Below are 20343 nucleotides of genomic sequence, written 5' to 3' on the forward strand. Positions count from 1 at the left end.
CGAGCCGCATTACTTGACGCTCTTGCGTAGGATCGGCAGCAGCTTGTCGAGCAGGACCTGTTCAGAGTTGTCCGACCACTGGCGGATGGCGGCGACGGCGGCTGGGTCATCAAGGACGATAACCGAGGCCGTAGTCGACGTCACCGCAGCCGGGAGATTCACCAGACCACCCCCGCCCGCATCGGTATCACTTCGAACAGCCAGGAGATAGCCGGAATTTACGACTGTCAGTGCGGCGTATTGAGTATCCGAGCCCGGTGCGATCGGACGAGGATTCGGTTCATCTCCCTTGCACAGGAAGTTTGGGTTATAGGTGAATCCCAGGTCTTCGAGGAATTTCGATTGGGAGCCGGGCTTCAGCTGAACATCCATGTCCGCGGAATAACCGCTCTTGCCGGAAATATCCATCACTACAATGTTTTTCCCGTTGAAGGCGGGATTCTGGGCGCGCGCATCCGCCAGAATGCCTCGCGTAGCAGATGCCGTCGACCCTTGTTGTATTGCCCAGACGCCGACGCCCGCCGCCAGTCCGACCACCGTTGCGGCAACCCCGCCGATGAGCCAAGCACGCTTGCGCGTACTAGTTTTCGTGGGCACGTAGGACGGCGGCTTCTTGGCTACAGTGGCTCGATTGTGTGGCACGGTCTGCATGGAGAGCCCGGAAACACCATATTCCAGTGCTGATTTCAGAGCCGATGTAAATTCGTGGCAGGTGTCGAACCGTTCGGCTGGGTTCTTTGCCATAGCGACGGCGATCACGTCGTCCACAGCAGCCGGAAGCGTGGGATCGACAGCGGTGACCTGCGGTGGCGCCTCGCTGAGGTGCCCCATCATCACCATGGCGGGCTGGGTTCCCGGATACGGATTCTGGCCCGTGAGCAAGCGGAAGAACGAGCAAGCAAGGCTGTAGATGTCGGCGCGGTGATCGAGCCGATCACCGCTCAACTGCTCGGGCGATGCATAGGCAATCGTGGCGACGAAACCGCCAGCCTGGGTGAGCTCGTTCGTGTCTTCGGTGGACTTCGCGACGCCGAAGTCGGTGAGCAGCACTCGTTCTTCGCCATTGTCGCCCATTGACAGTAGGAAATTGGCGGGCTTGACGTCCCGATGGAGTAACCCTCTGCGGTGCGCGTGGTCAAGACCGCGCCCCACTTCGGTGACGATGTGGAGCGCGCGCCAGGGGGTGATAGACCGTGGGTCCCGCTCGGCTGCCGCCGCAGCGTCGATGCCGTTCACGTATTGCATCGCGATCCATAGCTGGCCATTGTCATCGCCACGGTTATAGATCGACACAATATTCGGATGATCCAGAGCGGCAGCGAGGTTCGCTTCCCGCTCGAAACGGGCTCGGTATTCCGCATCCTGACTGAACTGTGGGCTCAACACCTTGAGCGCATCCCAGCGTGGCAGTTCCGGATGTTGGGCCAGATATACCGTGCCCATGCCTCCCGCCCCGAGAACACGCTCGATGCGATAGCCGCGAATGATGCTGCCCGGTCCGACGTTCATCCCGATTCCTCACATGAACTGGCTGTTGGCCAGAAGGGCGTACTGGGCGGCGGCTTTCTGCTGCGCGTCGACCAATTGAGGGCTGGCCACGCGGGCGACATAGCGGTCGTAGTGCAAGCTGCAAAGGTAGACGGTGGCACCTTCTGCGGGGTCGTACGCGTACCTCAAGACGCCGGTTTCCTCGGTGGGTACCGCGCTGCATGCGACATCGGGGATGTTGGCGGGTGCTTCTACGGAATCGCTTGTGGTGCCTTTGATGCCGGCCCACAGCTTGGCTGCAGCTTCGGTATCGCGGGCTCGGAACAGCAGTCCGCCGTAGCTTGCGGTGGATACGCGGTCGACACCGTTGTCATCCATCAATTGCTTCCAAGTCGCCTGATCGTCCGCGTAGTGGAGATGACCTCGCGGCGTGTGGGTCGCTTCGCTGACGGGATGCGGGCGGTAATACGCCTTGGGGTGAAGGGTTCGGCGCAGCATGCCGTCCGGGTCGTAGTCCAGTCGGAAAATCTCATGCGGCGACAACGCGGGTGCTTTGTCAAGAAGCGGCAGTTGCGCCGCGAAGACCTTCTCGGCGAGGCCGCGCAGCCCATCGAGGTCGGGTTTGGGTTGTGCAACATAAACATTCACCGCGTACTGGCCGTACGCCATCGTGGCTGCCATCGACGGAACACCGGGTCGCCAATGGGCCTTCGCGGTCGGTTGTTTGTCGAGGGTAATTCGGACATTCTGATCGGCCGCCACCGCGAAGTCGGCGGCTTCCATTTGTTCGGCAGCCGTCTGGGCTCGTTGCGGGTCAGGGAACTGCAGCACCGTGACATTGAAAACGCTCGCTTCCGTGTCACTTTGGGCACCGTCAAATGGGTTGAAATTGCCAGGTCGCTCGCGTTGGCGCGACTTGGGCATTGCTCGGGTGCTCGCGGCTGCGGAGAAGCCGAACATCATGCCGTTGCTTTCTAGTGCGGGTTGGACGGCACCGGCCAGCACCTGCGTCGCTTTCGCTGTTGCCAACGAGTCCATTGACAGAGCAAGCGCGTTGTGGTTGAACTGCGGGTCGACATCCGGGCCGACGACGACACTATCGGCGAGTCGTGCCAGCGCAATTGCCTTGCCGGTAGTGGCCTCGTGATGAAAGGTAGAGCGGACGTCGAGCGGATCAGTTGGGTAGTTCCCGACGGCGAATTGCCTGACGTCGACCTCGCGCGCGGTCGGGTTTCCGGATGCCGGGCCGCCGCACCCGGATAGCGAGGCCGCGGCCAGCGCGATGGCAAGTGTACCGACGATCGTTCTACCAGCAGAACTGCGAGTACCAAATCTCTTCACGAGCCCCCCTATTTGTTATTGGCCAGGATGGCGTACTGCGCGGATATCCGCTGATACACGTCCTGTTGTTGCTGAGACACCATCGTTGCTACATACCGTCCATATGCCACATAGCAGCTAAAGGGGGCCGCATGCTCGTCGGGGCCGTGGTATTTCACGCAGTGTGCTGTCGAGAGCCCGGCCGGCGGCTCGATCCGATGCTGGAAACGAGATGCGAACGCGGTGTCGAGGAAGGTCTGAGCTGAAGCCGCGTCCTTGGTTCGAACCAGGATTCCCGCGCCGTAACTGAAGAAATCCACCCCAGTCTTTTCGAACAGTGCCCGGAACCTAGCAGGGTCCCCCACCGTATGCAGCGCGCCGTGCTGGTCGAGAGTCCCGGTAAACCCATCGCCTGTCTGATCGCCTGCTGGGCGTGGCAGAGTCAGCCGGAGTAATCCGTCAGGGTCGAGCGGGAGTTTGGCGAGTTGGTCCAGAGCCGTTGGGTGGAAGTGCTTCAAACGATCAGTAGTGATATCGATGGCCTTGTCGGCCAGAGCGGTCGGCGCGGGATCGGATGCGATATCGAACGCCTTATTTACCATGAGGTTCTCGACCTGGTCGATCATGGTGAATACGACGAACCTCCCGGTGGGATACCAGGACGCCAGTCGCTGTTCTGTAGGAGCCCAGATGATCTGGGCGGCCGGGTGCTGGCTCGACTGCACAGAATCGACCGTCGTGCTGTTATCTGCCAGCCAGAAGCCGCTATGAGCGAGGGCGGGCGCCGCGGATGAGGCAGCCGCCTCGCTTTCGAAAATCATGACTGCATTGGTGAGTGTATAGCCAACGTAGGTGTCCTCCGACGTGCGAGCGCTGGTGGCGAAACCCGCAATGAATCCTTTTGTGTCGTCGGCGAAATGGTCGATTCTTATGAGGTCTCCGAACGAGTTCGGGCCCGTGAATACATTCGTGCCGGAAGATCTACGAGAAAGCGTCGGGTCGATCTCAGAGGCGAGCGGAAGGACATTGCCGAGCCGCAGTCCCTCTAGGATGCGGGCCTGTTTCGCAGGATCGGCAGCGGTCGGATTTTGCGGTCTGGTCGGGAAGCTACCGGTATCCAGCTTGCTAAGATCTGCTGTTTGGTCCTCGGTCGCAGAGGATTCGGATCCGCACCCAGCGGTCGCCAGGAGTGAGATAGCCAGCGCCGCTGCCGCTGCCGCGCGCACCCCAATGCGGGCCGACCGTAGTCGGCCAAAGCCGTGACGCATGTCGAGCATCCCCCCGCTGATACCGAATTGCCTGTTATGCCTTGCTTCTCGTGGGCAGATTGTACTGGGAGGCCTGGATGGGAGGCGTACTGTATCAATCCGCTGGGGGACATCTCACAGGTACTGGCTTGTCGGCGGACCGATCACGGTGCTATCGGCTACTGCGGCGGGGCGATCAGCTCGTCACCGGCGACGCGGGACACGTGCGACACGGTCGCGAGCGCCGGGCTCACGGGCGGTCGAACTCTCCATCTCGTACACCCGCGACGAAGGGATCCCAGGCGCCCGGTGTGAAGACATGGGCGGGACCATCAGGATTCTTGGAATCGCGCACCCCGATCTCGACGCTGCCCAGGAAGGCGATCTCGGGGCGGTAGACACCTCACGGCACTTCCGGCGGATCTCGGATCAAGTGCCTGGCAGCGCTGGGATCACCGGTCCTTGGACGTCAGGCCCTCCGGTCGACGGCTCGTCGGCACTCGCGGAATGGCGGTCAGGTCCTGTGGTTTGGTCGGGTAGCTGCCCGTGTCGAGCTTAGTCAGATCGGCCGTCTTCTCCTCGGCCCCACGGGATTCCGAGCCGCATCCAGCGCTCACCAACACTGAAACCGCGAGCAGCGCTGTAGCTGCCGCGCGCACCCCGATGCGACCGACTGTAGTCGGCCATACGCATGACCCATGTCGAGCATTCCGCCCCGCCGAAAGCGAACAGCCAGTGTCACTTTGCTTCTGGTGTGCAGAGTGTACTGGGAGGTATGGATGTGCGGCCCACCTTGTCAATCGGCTGGGTGGCATCTCACAAGTACTGACTATTCGCGAGCAGGGCGTATTGTGCTGCCGCCTTCTGCTGCGCGTCGATCAGCTGGTTGCTCGCGACGCGGGCGACGTAGCGGTCGTAGCGCACGGTGCAGATGTATTTGTCGGCGGCGTTCCAGGCATTGTAGTCCTTGTTGGAGTCGTTAGCGGCGGCGTCATGGTTGTCGGCGCAGGCGACGTCGGGGACCTTGGCGGGGGCCTCGGCGGGGGTGGGGGTGAGCGCAGTGATGGCGGTCCAAAGGGCGGCGGCGGACTTGGGGTCACGGGCGCGGAAGAGGATGCTGCCCTCGTCGGCCTCCGAGACGCGGTCGACGCCGTTGTTGTCCAGCAAGGGTTTCCAGGTTGTCTGGTCGTCGACGTAGTGCAGGTAGCCGCGGGCGGTGTGGGTGATCTCGGTGTCCGGGTTGGGGTTGATCAACGAGCTGGGGTGCAGGGTGCGACGGAGCATGTCGTCGGGGTCGTAATCCAGGCGGTAGATTTTCTTGGCCGACAGCGCGGGCGCGCGGTCGAGCATTGGCAGTTGGGCGGCGAGGATCTTGTCGGCGAGGCCGCGCAGGCCGTCGAGGTCGGCGGTGGGTTGTTGGACGAAAAGGTCGACTACGTACGGGCCGTCGGTCAAGACGGCCGCCAGCGATGGGACGCCGGGCCGCCAATGGGCGACGGCGGCGGGGTTCCCGGTGAGGGTGACGTGGACGTTCTGGTCGGAGGCCACGTTGAAGTCGGCGGCCTCCATGTCCCGTCCGGCTGTCTGGGCGCTCTGCTGGTCGGGAAACTGGATCACGGTCAGGTTGAACGAACTGGCGGTGGGATCGACGTCCACGCCGCCGAAGGGCTGGAAGTTCCCGGAGAGGCTGAAACCGCTGGACTTGTCCAACGGTTTGGTGCTGGAGGCGGTGGAGTAGCCGTAGACCATGTCACTGGCCTCCAGCACCGTTCGAACCGGGTCGGCCAGCATGGCATAGGTACTAGATGCCGAGGCGAGCGACTTGGACAGCAGATTGTGGCTGAACGACGGGTCGACGTCCGCTCCGATGACCATGTTGTCGGCGAGGCGCGCGATGGCCATCGCATAGCCCTCGCCGCTGCTGTGGCGGTAGGTCATCCGAACGTCGAGCGGGTCGGTCGGGTAGTTGCCGATCGGGAGTTGCCGGACATCGACCTCCGCGGCGGCGGCGGTGCCGGACACCTCGCTGGCGCATCCGGCCAGGGCAGGCACGGTCACGGCGACGACGACGGACACCGCGCCGAGAACTGTTCTGCCGCAACCGCGGCGAGCACCGAGACGCTTCACGATTCCCCCTACTTCCCGTTGGCGAGCATGGCGTACTGCGCGGAGATGCGCTGGAAGACGTCCTGCTGCTGCTGAGACCACACCGTCGCCACATAATGTCCGTAGACAACCGAGCAGGTGAACGGGAACGCATGGACATCGGGGCCGTGGTACTTCACGCAGAACGCGCTCGGCAGCCCGGGCGGCGAATCGATCCGGTGGAGGAACTTATCCACGTTGGACTTCACGAAATCTTTCGCCGCGTTCTCGTCCCGGGTCCGGTACAGAGCGCCCGCGCCGTAGGCGACCGCGTCCACCCCGGCCTTGTCGTACAACGAGCGGGCCAGCACCACATCGGATTCGGTGTGCAGGGCTCCGTGCCTGTCGAGCACGCCGTCGAACGCGTGCGCCGTCTGGTCGCCGGCCGGGCGCGGCAGGATGAGGCGCAGCAGGCCCTGCGGATCGACCGGCAAGGAGTCGACCTGGTCCGGGGCGGTGGGCTGGAACGACTTCAGCTTGTCGGCGGTGACGTCGATCGTCTTGTCGGACTTCGCGATCAGATCGGGGAGATCCGAGATCTTCGCGTAGAAGTTCTCGGTATTGTCGACCAGCGTGAGGATGAGGTACTTCCCGGTCGGGTAGAACGTCGCGAGGTACTGGTCGCCGGGCAGCCACGAGAGGTGCGCAGCGGGGTGCGCGGACGACTGCGCGGGCTCACCCGTCCCGAAGCCGACGTCCAGGAAACCGTTGGCCCCCGCCGCCGCGGCGGCCGCGGCGGCGTCACCGTCGTTATCGAAGACCATGACGACATCGGTGAGCCGGTACCCGAGGGATTCGTCCGCGTCCGTGCGTGCGGCCGTCGCGAATCCCGCCACGAATCCGGCCGGATCGTTGGTGAAGGCCGCCTCATTGAGCCAACCGAACGCCGAATGTCCGCCGTTCATCTCGGGCCGAAGCACTTCGGAGACATGGGCGAAGGGGTGTACACCGCCATCGCCGTGGGTCAGCGCGGGATCGATTTCCATCGGCAGCGGCATGGCGTTCCCGAGCCGCAGCGCCTCCGTGATGCGCCCGCTCGCATCGGTGGCGGTGACCGGCCTCGGCGCGGTCGCGTAGCTGCCGGTGTCGAGTTTGCTCAGGTCGACCGAGTCCGCGGCGGTCGCATGGGAATCAAACCCGCATCCGGTCGTGGTCAACGCCGTGATCGCCAATACCGCGGCCGCGGCGGCGCGCAGCCGTACCGACCGGAGTCGGCCTGTGCCGTAACGCATGTTGGTTTATCCCCCCAGGTAGGTCAGCGCCGGGCCAAGGCCCCGCTCAGGTAGTGCTGTTCCGCCGGTGTGGTGACCATTTGCGCGGTCGTCATGGTGGCGTGAGTGTGCACGGAGATGGTGTGCGGGGCGTCGGGGTGCTGGACGATCGTCACATCTGCGTCGGGTTCGTAGTCGGCGGAGATGGATTCGTGGACTGTGACCACCGTGGCCGAACCCGGGGGAGCGCTGGCCGGGACGCCATCGAAGACGATGACCGTGGCGGCCGGACTGGGGAGGCGGCCGGTGACGGCGGTGCCCCGGGAGCTGTGCGTGACCGAGGAGGCCAGCGAGAGGGCGTGCGGGGCCGCGACATTCGCGACCATGGCCTGCCAGGCCCAAGGCCGGGCGGTGTGGACCACCGCGCCCGCGCCGAGGGCGATGGCGCGCAGGATGACCTGTTGGGCCAGTTGGAGACTGGCGATGATGTCGATGCGGCGGGAGCCGTCGCCGATGAGGGGGACCGCGATACCGCTGCCGGTGGCGTCCGCGCCGATGAGCTGGCCGCAGCCCGCGGTCGGCATGGAGATGTCGGTGAGGACGTCGACGGGGCCGCGGTAGCCGCTGGGGCGGATTTCCTGGGTGCCGTAGGACACGATGTCCATGAGCGCCCACATCTGCCGGCGGGGGAGTTCCTTCAGACCCGCGACAGGCGGTTCGCCGTGTTCGTAAGGCGTGTCGTAGCGGACGCGGGCGTCCACCTCGATGATGCTCGCGGGCTGGCCGGGCTTCGCGCCCGGCTCGGGGACCGGTTGCAGGCGCACCGTCACCGTGGTGGCGAGGCTGCGGACCGCCCAGATCTTGGCCAGGCCATCGGAATTGAACAGTTGCGGATCGATCTGGTAGCTCGTCAGGTGAACCCCGTTGTGCTCCAGATTGTCCGGGTGCTCGGTGAATTCGCCGACCGGGATGCCGCGGGTCAGTTCACGGGTCGCGGCGGTCATCTCCGAGGTGGTCAGGATCGACGCCGTAATGCCGTGTCCGGCCAGGCGATTCGCGACCCTGCGGGTGGCGACCAGCGCCGAGCGCAGCGCGCCCTCCGGGCCCCCGCCGCGATTGTCGACGGCTTTGGCGTTGTCGAGCGGGTTCAGCCGGAGTACCAGCCACATGGTGCGGTGCGCGATGGCGGGCAGGGGACCCAGGATCTCGTCGTACAGCCGGCCCAGCGGCGCGATGGTGGCCGCGTAGCCGGAGATCACCGCCTCGGTGCTGGCGGTGCGGGTGCCGGTGCTGATGACATCGACCGAGTGCAGTTCGACATCATACTGCCGCAGGCAGGCCGCGATCTCGTTGAGCGGCAACAGCTGATCGGTGCTCAGAGAGCCGCGACGCAGCAGCGTCAGCGTGTCCGGTGGCGGATCGATGCGCAGCATGGTGGTCAACAGCATGCCGTCCCAACGCAATCCGCAGCTGCCGCCATCGGGCAGCGGGACGTCGACCACCGCGCTTTCGTCTAAACTATTGCGCCGCACCTGCTTCCAGCGATAGGCGATCCACCTACCCAGTCGCAGCCCGATCGGCGTCCCGGATGCCGGGGCCAATCCGACCAGCGCGGGCGCCAACCCGGCCACCAGCGCCGCCCACCACGGCGCGTGCGTCGCGACCACCACCAGTGAGACCGCGACCCCGATCAATGCCACCGGAATCACCAGTCGCAAAGGAAGATTCCGCAGCAGCCACAGATCGTCCGACCGCAACTCGGCCGCGACGGCATTCGCGAGAGCGGTGGTGCTCGAGCCCGCGGGCCGAGCGGCGGAATCGGGGGCATCGCGCGGCTGGGACCGCAGTGATTCGGGAGCGGACTCCTGCGCCGGTGGAGCGGGACGTGGCGGCGCCGCGACGCTCGAGCCGCCTCTTTCGAAGGCTTCCGGCTCGCGCCGCCCGTGATCGCCGCGCCGGCCCTGCGGATAGTTGCCCGGACCGTTCGGCCCGAAGCCGTCGGGTGCATTCGGCGGAACGTAGCCGGGTCCCCCGGGTCGGGAGCCGTCCGGCGAGCCCGGCGCGAAGTCTCCTCGGCCGCCGTTCTGCGCGTTCGGGGTCACGCCGCCGGGTACGAAACCGCCCGGACCGCCTTGCGGATAGCCGCTCGGCGGGCGGCCGTGCCGTCCGTCTCCGGGGTGGCCCCCGTCCCCGCCATGTGGGTTCCCGCCATTTCCGCCCGGCTGATAGCCGCCCGCTCCCCGCGGAAAGTCGTTCACAGTTCAGTTGCCCCTCAGTCGGCGGCCGACGATAGGTTCAGCGAGGCGAGCAGAGTGCTCAGCGCGGCCTTCATGTCCGATCCTTCGATCCGCATGAGCACCGATTCGTCGACGGCGCTCAGATCGATGGATTCGTCATTGGCCAGCCGGAATTCGCGTTCCTCCTCGGCGGCCTCGATCAGATTGCGGATGAAGCGGCCGTTGCCGGCCAGGTCGACGCCGCGGCGCGGTTGCCCGCTCTGGTCGGTGCTCTCCATGGTGTAGAGCTTTTCGCAGGTCGCGACCAACGCTCGCAAGGCGTCCTCGGACAGCTCCGAGTCACGTTTGGAAGCAACCACTTTGCCGATCGCGCCGAGCTCTTCGGCAGTATAGGAGGGGAATTGGAGCCGCTTGGCGAAGCGGGAGGCCAGACCGTCGTTGGCGGCCAGGAAGCGGTCGATCTCGCCGTCGTATCCGGCGATGATCACCACCAGTCGGTCGCGGTCGTTCTCCATGCGGGCCAGCAGAGTGTCGACGGCCTCGCGGCCGAACGCGTCACCGCCCGAAAGACCCTGCTGGATCAGGGTATACGCCTCGTCGATGAACAGCACGCCGTCCATCGCGGTGTCGATCAAGGCGTCGGTCTTGATGGCCGTGGAGCCCAGATGCTGGCCGACGAAGTCGGAGCGCTTGGTCTCGACCACCTTGTCGGTCTTGAGGATGCCCAGGCCGCAATAGATCTTGGCGACCACGCGCGCGATGGTGGTCTTACCCGTTCCGGGCGGGCCCGTGAACGCGAGGTGCTGACCGCGCGCCGAGCTCGAAAGCCCCTTCTCCGCACGGATCTTCGCCAACTGGGCGCTCGACTGCAGCTTGGCCACCTGCGTCTTCACCGCGGCCAGGCCGATCTGCTTGTCCAGTTCGGCGCGCGCCTGGGCGAGGATCTCCTTGGCCCGGTCCTCGTGCTCGGCGGCCCGCTTCTCCTCCAGAGAGGGCGCCGAGGCCGGATCCCACCTGTCGGTGCGGGCCTCGATCACCTCTTTGGTGGTGAGAGTGATCCGGTAGGTGCGGTCGCGCATGGCCGCGGTGTTGGCGTCGAAATCCGGCGCTTGCGAATACACCTTCTCGAACAGCGCCTGCGCCTCGTCGGCGGCGCCGTTCTCGCGCAGGCACAGGCCGCGGCAGAACATGGCCGCGGTGCGGGCCGCCGGAATCGGGCCCGCCTCGGCGGCTTCCATCCGGCGAATCGCCTCACCGAACAGACCCAATTGCGCACAGGCCGTGCCGACCATCACATGCGCGCCCGCCGCCAGATACGGATCCTCCCAGCCCTCGGACCCGGCCAGCACCGTCATCACATCCGGCCAGCGCTGGGTGTTGTAGTGCAGGATGCCGCGCACGTATTTGGCGATGCGGCCGTCGATTTGGAAATCCGGATCCGAAGCCCTTGCCCGCCGGTGCTTTTCGAGTTCGTCCAGCACCTGCTCGGCCTCGTCGTACTGCTTCTCGGCGATCAGATGGGCGGCCCACGCCAGATGAGTTTCGGTGAAACTCGCCAGCGGGTAGTCGATGTAGAGGCCGGGCAGGAAACGTCCGGCAAGCGTCCGCGGCGCCAGCCCCAACCGGCGCTGTTCCCGCCCCAGTGAGACGGTGCTGCACTTGTACAGGTTGCTCAGAACATCTTTGGTGACCTCACCGGCCGCGGCCCGGCCCAGCCAGGCGTCGGCCATGGTGGGATCCCACTCGGTGGCGCGCTGAAAGGCGAGCTTCGCGTACTCGAGGTCCCGGTTCGACTCCTGGCCCTCGATGCTCAACCCCAGTGACAGCACTCCCGCATCGAAGGCGCGTTGGGCCTGGCGAGTGTCGATCATCCTAGTCGAACCCCGAATTCGTCGAACCTGGTTGGTCTTTCGTTCACAATCCCCACCCACCACCGCGCGAATCGCACGGCTGCGGACAGTCGGATACATTATGGTTAACCGCCCTAGGCGGGCAACTGTTGAAGCGACAGGGGAGCAGTTCAGCAAGTGACCGCACAGTCGATCAGCGGCCCGCGCGCCGCTGAACCCGAATTGTGCCGCGTGTCCGTCATCGGGGGGAACACCCAGCTCGACGTCGGCCTACCGGCAAACGTGCCGATCGCCGCCTTCATCGGTGATCTGGTGCGGCTCATCGAATCCCGCAACCCGGATCCCATCGGCGGCGACGACGGTGGCGCGCCACTTCAATCGCAGCACTGGACGCTGGCCAGATTGGGACGCGACATGATCGCGCCCGGCCAGACCCTCAATGACGCCGAGATCTACGACGGCGAATTGCTGGTGCTGCGGGCGGTTTCCGCCAAGGAAGCACCGGCGCTGTTCGACGACGTCATCGACGCTGTGTCGAGGCTCACGGCCGAGGAGTTCCGAAGCTGGTCGCCGAGCGCCGCCCGGTGGACCGGGCTCGTGGCGGGCGTGGCCGCGGTGGCGTTCGCGGTTGTGCTGGGCCTTATCTCCCGGTCCGCCGGGGACACATTCGTCGCGCCGCCGCTGCTGCTGGGCGGTGCCATCGCGGCGCTGGTGGCCGCCGCCATCGCCATGCGCAAGTACGCCGACGAGCTGACCGCGACCGTGCTGACGCTGTGCATGCTGCTGCTCACCTTCGGCGGCGCGGCCTTGGCCGTGCCCGGCTCGGTGGGCAGTCCGCACTTCATGCTCGGCGCGGCCGCGACCCTGCTGCTCGCCGTGGTCGGCTACCGCATCATCGGGGCCGGAGCGGCGGTGGTGTCCGCCGTCGTGACCGTGGTGATCCTCTCCGGCCTCGGCGCGGCCGTGCGCATGATCTGGGATGCCGGAATGCCGAAAGTCGCTGCGGGCGTGCTGGTCGCCTCGATCATCCTGCTGTCCATGGTGCCGCGCCTGGCCGCCATGCTGGCGCGGCTACCCGTGCCGCCGGTGCCCACCGCCGGCGCCGCGATCGACCCGGCCGACCACGAACCCCGGCCCACCATCGAGGGCATCGGCGCGATCGGCGCGACCGTGCTGCCGTCCGCGCACGGGCTCGGACTGCGCGCCCGCACGGCCAATCAGTTCCAGACCGGCATCGTGATCGGCAGCGCCATCGGCGCGGTCGCCGGTGCGCTCGGCACGGCCGACCCGCTGCACTCCGACCGCTGGCAGGGCATCGCGCTGGCCGTCGTCATCTCGATCATTCTCTGCCTGCGCGGTCGCTCGTTCGCCGATCTCACCCAGGCCGCCGTGCTGATCGCCGCCGGCTGTGTCACTTTCGTCGGTCTGGCGGTGCTGCTGGCCCTGTCCGACGATGACATGGTGCTCATCTCCGCCGGGCTGCTGCTGGCATTCGCGGTGGGAGCCGTCGGATTCGGCGTCATCGGCCCGCACGTCGAGGTCACCCCGGTCACGCGACGCTTCAACGAGATCTTCGAATACGGCCTGATCGTGTCGATCGTCCCGCTGGTGCTGTGGATCATGGACGTCTACTCGACGGCTCGGAACATATGAGCCGGCGTCCCGGAAACTGGGCGCGAACACTGTGTGCGGCTGCGGTTCTCGGCGGTGCGCTGCTGGGACCGCAGGGCACCGCGGAAGCCACTGTCACCCAGCCCGACCCGGACCTCTCCCATCTCGGGGAGGCGCAGGCGTTGGCCGGCAAACCCGCGCCACCGGTGCCGACTCAGAAGAATGCCCTTTGCGTGGAACAGTCGCTGAAGGGTGACACCCCGCGCGATGAACCCGTCGCGCAGAAGGTGCTCGATCTGCCCGCGGCCTGGCAGGCCAATCCGGGGCCGAACCGCAAGGGCGCGGGGCAGAAGGTCGCGGTGATCGACACGGGTGTGAATCGGCACCCGCGGCTGCCCAACCTGCAAGGCGGTGGGGACTTCGTCTCCGACGGCGACGGCACCACCGAAGACTGCGATGGCCACGGCACGTTGGTCGCGGGCATCATCGCCGCCCAACCCAGCTCGGACGACGCGTTCGTGGGAGTCGCGCCGGACGCGGAGATCCTGTCGATCCGTCAGCTCAGCGACGCCTACAAGGCCAAGGACTCGACCGGCGGCGACACGCCGGGCAGCATGAGCAAATCGGGGTACGGCAATATGCAGACCCTCGCCGCCGCCGTGGTGCGCGCCGTGAATATGGGTGCGACCGTCATCAATATCTCCGAGGACGCCTGCACGGGCGCCGGTGGCGACACCGCGGACGCGTCGCTCGGGGACGCTGTGCGCTTCGCCTTCGAACAGAATGTCGTGGTGGTCGTCGCCGCCGGCAATCTGGACCAGGCCAACGGCTGCGGAACTCAGAACGACCAATTCAGCAATAGCAAGACCAGCTGGGACAAGGTGAAGACGATCTCCAGCCCGGCCTGGTTCAGCAAGTACGTATTGTCGGTCGCCTCGGTCGATCCCAGCGGCGGCCCCTCCAGTTTCTCGCTCTACGGCCCGTGGGTGGGCGTCGCGGCGATCGGGACCAATATCATCTCGCTCGACAGCAAGCCCGGCGGGACCGGGCTCGTCAACGCCACCGGCATCGACTCGGGCCAGAAGGCCATCAACGGAACCAGTTTCGCCGCACCCTACGTTGCGGGCCTGGCGGCGCTGGTGCGGGCGAAGTACCCGGACTGGACCGCGCGGCAGGTGATGAACCAGATCATGCTCACCGCCCATCAGCCCGGTACCGGACGCGATGACCGCCTCGGCGCGGGCCTGATCGATCCGGTCGCCGCCCTCACCACACAGTTCCCGGCGAGCGCGCTCGGTGCGGAAACGCCCGAGCTGCCGATCCACGTCGGCGCCGCGAAACCCCAGGCCTTCCCCACACCTCGAAAACCGTCCGGCCCGCCGCGATTGCCGCGGCTCGTCGCCACCGTCGGCACCCTCGTCTGTCTGTCCGCGCTGGGAATCGGTCTCGCCGTATCGATTCCGTTCCGGCGACGCCGCCGCGACGACGAGCTGCCCGACCTCGATTCCTAACGACCGGAGAAATACCCATGGCTACCGAAGGTTTCGTGCGCCGGCCCCGCATCGCGCCACCCCGCGCACCGGGCGGTGAGATGGCGCTGACGGCGCCGCCGGAGATCCCGCGTCCGGTGCCCGCGCCGCTGATGAGCAAGCTGATGCCGGTCGTGATGGTGGTCGCCATGATCGGCATGCTTGCCATGTTCAGCCTGATGGGGCGGTCGGTGCTGACCAACCCCTACATGATGATGATGCCGATGATGATGATCATGTCGATGGCCGGCATGCTCATGGGCCAGCGCGGCAGCAGCAAGAGCTCCGCGGAGCTGAACGAGGAACGCAAGGACTACTTCCGGTATCTCGACCAGACTCGCCGCGAGGTCCGGCGGACCGGACAGAAGCAGCTGGAGACGCTGATCTGGAGTCATCCGGAACCGGCGGACCTGCCGTCCATCGTGGGCAGCCGGCGCATGTGGGAGCGGCGGCCCAACGATCCGGACTTCGGGCATGTGCGGGTGGGCATCGGCACGCACCGGCTCGCCGCCAAGCTGGCGCGGCCGGAAACCGGACCGCTGGAGGATCTGGAACCGGTCTCGACCGTGGCGTTGCGTCGGTTCGTGCGAACACATTCCGTGGTGCATCACCTGCCGACCGCGGTCTCGCTGCGCGCCTTCCCCGCCATCAATGTCGAGGGACCGGTCGAGGACGCGCGCGGGCTGGTGCGGTCGATGCTGATGGAGCTCACCGCGTTTCACGGGCCCGACCACGTCGCCGTCGCCATAGTCACCGCAGAACCCGATTGCACCGCCTGGTCATGGTCGAAATGGCTGCCGCACGTACAGCATTCGAGCGAACGCGACGGCATGGGCGCGACCCGCATGATCTACGGCTCGCTGGGCGAGCTGGAGACCGCGCTCGCCGACGACCTGCTCGAGCGCGGGCGGTTCATGCGCAATCCACAGCCGACGGCGGGTCGGCTGCACCTGGTCGTCGTCATCGACGACGGATATGTCAGCGGCAGTGAGCGTTTGATCAGCGAATCCGGTCTGGACGCCGTCACGGTCATCGACCTGAGCGCCGCCGAGAACAGCCTGGCCGCGCGGCGCGGGTTGCAACTCGTCGCCGCCGGGGGAGAGGTGTTCGCCAAGAGCGCGGCGGGCACCGAGAAGTTCGCCGATGCCGACAGCGTGACCCTCGCCGAGGTGGAATCGTTCTCGCGCAGCCTGGCTCGCTTCCGCATCGCTACCGCGGCGCAGATCGTCAGCCTCGGCGACAACACCAGCGCCAGCGACCCGGGCCTGATGAGCCTGCTCAAGATCCCGGACGCGGCCCAGATCGACCCGGCGAAGGTGTGGCGGCCGCGCGCCGGGCGCGAACGTCTGCGCGTGCCCATCGGCATCACCCCCGACGGCACACCCGTCGAGATCGACATCAAGGAATCCGCCGAGAATGGCATGGGTCCGCATGGCCTCTGCATCGGCGCGACCGGCTCCGGCAAGTCGGAATTCCTTCGCACGCTGATTCTTTCGATGGTCACCACGCACTCGCCGGATCAGCTCAACCTGATCCTGGTCGACTTCAAGGGTGGCGCGACCTTCCTCGGCATGGATCCGCTTCCGCACGTGGCCGCGGTCATCACCAACCTCGAGGAGGAGCTCTCCCTCGTCGACCGTATGCGCGACGCGCTCGCCGGTGAGATGAACCGGCGGCAGGAACTGCTGCGCTCCGCGGGCAATTTCGCCAATGTCAACGAGTACGAGAAGGCGCGCGCCGCCGGTGTGCCGCTCGACCCGCTGCCCGCGCTGTTCGTGGTCATCGACGAGTTCTCCGAGTTGCTTTCGCAGAAGCCGGATTTCGCGGATCTCTTCGTCATGATAGGCCGACTGGGCCGCTCCCTGCACGTCCATCTGCTGCTCGCCTCGCAGCGGCTGGAGGAGAACAAGATGCGCGGCCTCGATTCGCATCTGTCCTATCGCATCGGTCTGCGTACGTTCTCGGCCAACGAATCTCGCGCGGTACTGGGCATCACCGATGCCTACCACCTGCCCGGCGTCCCGGGTTCCGGCTACCTCAAGAGTGACGCGTCGGATCCGTTGCGGTTCAACGCGACCTACGTATCGGGCCCCTATGTCGCGCCCCGGACCGCCCGGCAGGCCGCGGACGGCACCACCGTCGTCGAGGCGCCACCGCGCGAATTCACCGCCGCGACGGTCGAGGTCCTCGAGCGGCCCGAACCGGAGAATCCGCTCGATCCGCTCGACCTGCTGCCGCCCCCGCCGCCGTCAGGCGACGAAGGTCTTCCCGACAGCCTGCTCCAGGTGGTCGTGAAACGCCTGACCGGTCACGGCCGCCCGGCGCACGAGGTCTGGCTGCCGCCGCTCGAGGAATCACCGACCGTCGACATGCTGCTCCCGGATCCGGACTGGCGTTCGCCGGTCAACCGGCACGGACAGCTGTGGATGCCGATCGGTATCATCGACAAGCCCTACGAGCAGCGCCGCGATGTGCTCACCATCAATCTCGCGGGCGCGCAGGGCAATGTGGCGGTGGTCGGTGGTCCGCAGTCCGGTAAATCCACCACGCTGCGCACCATCATCATGGCCGCCGCGGCCACGCACACGCCCGAACAGGTGCAGTTCTACTGCCTCGACTTCGGTGGCGGCTCCATGGCCGGTCTGGTCGGTCTGCCGCATGTCGGCTCGGTCGCGGGCAAGCTCGACTCCGACCGCGTCCGGCGCACCATCGCCGAGCTCACCACCCTGCTGCGCGAACGCGAAGAGCGATTCGCCGCGCTGGGAATCGAATCGATGGCGGAGTTCCGGCGGCGCAAGCACGCCGCGCTGGCCTCGGACCGGACCGACGACCCGGTGCTGGCCGACCGGTTCGGCGACGTGTTCCTGGTCATCGACAACTGGCAGGTCGTCCGCGAGGAATTCGACAGCCTGGAGCCGCTGGTCGGACAGCTTGCCGCCCAGGGGCTTTCGTACGGCATCCATGTGGTGCTGGGCGCGAACCGCTGGGGTGAGATCCGCGCCTCCGTGAAGGACATGATCGGCACCCGCATCGAGCTGCGCCTGGGTGACCCCTCGGACTCCGAGATGGGCCGCCGCGTCGCCGTGAACGTCCCGCTCAACCGTCCCGGCCGGGGTCTCACCCCGGACCAGCTGCACATGCTCATCGCCATGCCGCGCCTGGACTCCGACACCAATGCCCAGAACCTGGCCGAGGGCGTGGCCGCCGCGCGTACCGAGATGCAGGCCATCTGGGGCGACCGCCGCGCGCCCGAGGTCCGCACCCTGCCCGGCAGCGTGCCCCGCGAGCAGGCGCTGGAACTGGCTCGCCGCCACGGCATTACGCAGAGCGCGACCAAGGTCGTCATCGGCATCGGCGAGTCCGAGCTGCAGCCGATCGTCCTGGACTTCGGCTCCGACCCGCACTTCATGGTCTTCTCCGAGGTCGAGTCCGGCAAGACCACTGTGCTGCGCAACATCATTCGCGGCCTGGCGGAAAGCTCCGATGCCGACACGGCCCGCGTCATCCTCATCGACTACCGCCGCACCCTGCTGGGTGTGCTGGAAGGCGATCAACTGGCCGGGTATTCGACGTCCTCCCAGACCTGCGGCGGCATGATCAAAGAGGTCGTCAACTACCTCTCCAAGCGCATCCCGGGCTCCGATATCACCCCGCAACAGCTACGCGATCGCGACTGGTGGACCGGCCCGGAGATCTACGTCGTCGTCGACGACTACGACATGGTCGTCGCGGGCGGAAACCCCCTGGGCCCCTTGGTGGAATTGCTGCCGCAAGCCCGGGACATCGGCCTGCACGTCGTCATCTCCCGCAATATGGGCGGCATCTCCCGAGCCCTGTACGACCAGGTCCTGGGATCGATGAAGAACCTGTCGGTTCCCGCCCTGCTGATGAGCGGTTCCCGGGACGAGGGCAAGCTCATAGGCGATATCCGCCCCATGCGCCTACCCCCCGGCCGCGGCATCCTCTGGTCCCGCTCGCGCGGCGACGAAATGATCCAGATCGCCGACCTCCCCGCGCTGTAACCCCGTACCGGACAACAACGAAGCCAACCGGCCGAGCCGTGATGGAGCGGCCGGAAGGGGGCTCATCGCCATCCTGGCATGGGGTCGTCGCCGTCGCGATGGCGGCGCTCTGATCGCAGGGCTCAGGTGGTGGCGGCTGGGCCCGGTTCGGGGATCGGGTTGGGGTTGCGGGTGAGGGACCAGGTTGGAGTGGGGCCGGGGGCGAGGGGGAAGCGGGTGGATTCGCCGGCTGTGAGGGTGGGGCGGGTGGAGGTGAAGGGGGTCGTCCAGGCGGCGGTCGGACGTTCGAAGAGGGCTCGGGAGGGGCCGGTGGCTTCGGGGCCGGCTATCCGGGCCAGGCGGAAGCCTGCGCGGCGGTAGTAGGCGTGGAGGGACTCGTTGGTGGTCCAGGCGTCGAGTCGGACCCAGGCGCGGTGTTGTCGGCGGGCCAGGTGAGCGGCGTGGGCCAGGAGGGCTTCGCCGATGCGGTTTCCGGCGAAGCGGAGGTCGACGATCATGTAGTGGATGATCACGGCGTCGGCGAGTTCGCCGGGGGACCACAGGTTTTCGTCGGCGCGGTCATTGACGGTGATGGTGCCGGCGGGTTCGCCGTCCACCTCCGCGATCCACGTCTCGCCCTCGCGGACCGCGTGGGCCACGCACCGGACGAAGGCCTCGATGGGCAGACCCCCTCCGGGTCGGGTCCACTGGTCACTGCCGCGCGCCGCCAGCCAGCCGGTGCGTTGCAGCCGGAGCCGGGTGATGGTCCCCAGATCCGCCATGCGGGCCCGACGTAGGTGCGGTTTCATGACGAACCGGGTAATAGGGAATTTCCGAAGGAATGGGAATTTCCGGGCGGAAAGGGAGCGCTTAGTGTTTTACGAATAATGTCCGTTCCCTCACTATCGCCCAATTCGTATGCCAAACGGTTGCGAGCCGCTGTGGAACGATGCCGGGTCACTCGTGTGATGCGTTGGCGGTTGGCTCCGATGCGTAAATGATCGAGCAAGATCGTACCCGGACCGACGCCCAGCAGGGCCGCCTCCTCGGCGGTGGCGGGGCGTGCGCCGACGATGTCGCGGTGCGCGGTCTCGGCGTACCCGCGTTCGGCCAGTCGTCGCGTGGTGCCCTCCGGAATGTCGTGTGGTGCGTCGATTCCGGTGGCCTCGGCCAGATCTCGCGGATAGAAGCTGACCTCCCACGACCACGGCTCGTTGTCCAAGTACTGCATGATGGTGCGCGACACCACCCACTCGTCGCACTCGACGCCCAGCCAGTGCGCCACCTCCGGACTGGCCGGTTCCATTCTGGCGCTGAACTGTTTGGACGGCTCCCGTCCCGCGGCGCGCGCGATCTCGGAGAAGATATCATGCGCCGCCTTCGGCCGGTCCGGCCGAATATGGTTGGTGACAACCGATTCCAGCACCCCCTGACTGCGCACGATAGTGCCTCGGGAAGTTGCTGTGTAAACTAGATTTTCCGCCACCAGCAGTTGAATCGCGTTGCGAGCCGTCGTAATCGACACCTGCATCTGCTCGGCCAACTCATTGTGACTCGGCAGTCGATCGCCCGGTTCCCACTTGCCGGCGCGGATCTCCTCGCGGAGGAGGTCTGCGATCCGTTGATATCTCGGACCGTCCGCCATCTCGCTCCTCGGTTGTTGCTTCAAGGATCCGAAGTCTACTCCGGTAGTACTACTGCCGT

At 66.3% G+C, this 20343-nt stretch carries 13 protein-coding genes; 3 read left to right on the forward strand and 10 right to left on the reverse strand.

The annotated features are described in order from the left end of the window. Positions 1 to 9 precede the first annotated feature (9 nt). The 8 genes from GLP40_RS02090 to eccA all read right to left on the reverse strand — a co-directional run bounded on the left by GLP40_RS02090 (position 10) and on the right by eccA (position 11519). Entirely contained in the window at positions 10 to 1509 is a 1500-nt protein-coding gene (locus tag GLP40_RS02090) for a serine/threonine-protein kinase (RefSeq protein ID WP_154786072.1), read from the reverse strand. Between the two features lie 9 nt (positions 1510 to 1518). Then, on the reverse strand, positions 1519 to 2829 hold the full coding sequence (locus GLP40_RS02095; protein WP_154786073.1) for a DUF7373 family lipoprotein: 1311 nt from the start codon (positions 2827 to 2829) through the stop codon (positions 1519 to 1521). Positions 2830 to 2837: 8 nt separating this feature from the next. Beyond that, complete coding sequence (locus GLP40_RS02100) at positions 2838 to 4085, reverse strand: DUF7373 family lipoprotein (RefSeq protein WP_154786074.1); 1248 nt, start codon at positions 4083 to 4085, stop codon at positions 2838 to 2840. A gap of 220 nt (positions 4086 to 4305) precedes the next feature. After that, on the reverse strand, positions 4306 to 4440 hold the full coding sequence (locus tag GLP40_RS02105) for a DUF397 domain-containing protein (protein ID WP_328289629.1): 135 nt from the start codon (positions 4438 to 4440) through the stop codon (positions 4306 to 4308). Positions 4441 to 4871: 431 nt separating this feature from the next. After that, positions 4872 to 6182, reverse strand: coding sequence for a DUF7373 family lipoprotein (locus GLP40_RS02110; protein WP_154786075.1), 1311 nt, complete (start codon positions 6180 to 6182; stop codon positions 4872 to 4874). An 8-nt stretch (positions 6183 to 6190) separates the two neighbouring features. Beyond that, positions 6191 to 7432 (reverse strand): DUF7373 family lipoprotein, encoded by a 1242-nt coding sequence (locus GLP40_RS02115; RefSeq protein ID WP_154786076.1) that lies wholly within the window; start codon positions 7430 to 7432, stop codon positions 6191 to 6193. A gap of 23 nt (positions 7433 to 7455) precedes the next feature. After that, positions 7456 to 9513, reverse strand: a complete 2058-nt coding sequence (eccE, locus tag GLP40_RS02120) for a type VII secretion protein EccE (RefSeq protein ID WP_328289570.1) — start codon at positions 9511 to 9513, stop codon at positions 7456 to 7458. A gap of 170 nt (positions 9514 to 9683) precedes the next feature. Continuing rightward, on the reverse strand, positions 9684 to 11519 hold the full coding sequence (gene eccA / locus GLP40_RS02125; RefSeq protein ID WP_154786077.1) for a type VII secretion AAA-ATPase EccA: 1836 nt from the start codon (positions 11517 to 11519) through the stop codon (positions 9684 to 9686). A gap of 156 nt (positions 11520 to 11675) precedes the next feature. Between eccA and eccD the strand changes: the two genes are divergently transcribed. The 3 genes from eccD to eccCa are packed head-to-tail and all read left to right on the forward strand — an operon-like array spanning position 11676 to position 18660. After that, positions 11676 to 13151, forward strand: coding sequence for a type VII secretion integral membrane protein EccD (gene eccD, locus GLP40_RS02130; protein WP_328289571.1), 1476 nt, complete (start codon positions 11676 to 11678; stop codon positions 13149 to 13151). Continuing rightward, positions 13148 to 14620, forward strand: a complete 1473-nt coding sequence (gene mycP / locus GLP40_RS02135) for a type VII secretion-associated serine protease mycosin (RefSeq protein ID WP_154786078.1) — start codon at positions 13148 to 13150, stop codon at positions 14618 to 14620. The genes eccD and mycP overlap by 4 nt, the downstream gene beginning before the upstream one ends. A 17-nt stretch (positions 14621 to 14637) precedes the next feature. Further along, positions 14638 to 18660: a type VII secretion protein EccCa gene (gene eccCa / locus GLP40_RS02140; RefSeq protein ID WP_154786079.1), complete on the forward strand. Its 4023-nt coding sequence runs from the start codon at positions 14638 to 14640 to the stop codon at positions 18658 to 18660. Between the two features lie 122 nt (positions 18661 to 18782). Here the strand turns inward: eccCa and GLP40_RS02145 are convergent, their stop codons facing one another. Both GLP40_RS02145 and GLP40_RS02150 read right to left on the reverse strand, forming a co-directional pair. After that, positions 18783 to 19448, reverse strand: coding sequence for a GNAT family N-acetyltransferase (locus GLP40_RS02145; protein ID WP_154786080.1), 666 nt, complete (start codon positions 19446 to 19448; stop codon positions 18783 to 18785). Next, complete coding sequence (locus GLP40_RS02150; protein ID WP_230329150.1) at positions 19445 to 20308, reverse strand: GntR family transcriptional regulator; 864 nt, start codon at positions 20306 to 20308, stop codon at positions 19445 to 19447. The genes GLP40_RS02145 and GLP40_RS02150 overlap by 4 nt, the downstream gene beginning before the upstream one ends. Between the last annotated feature and the right edge of the window lie 35 nt (positions 20309 to 20343).

This window comes from Nocardia aurantiaca (assembly GCF_009708175.1).
Taxonomy (GTDB): Bacteria; Actinomycetota; Actinomycetes; order Mycobacteriales; family Mycobacteriaceae; genus Nocardia; species Nocardia aurantiaca.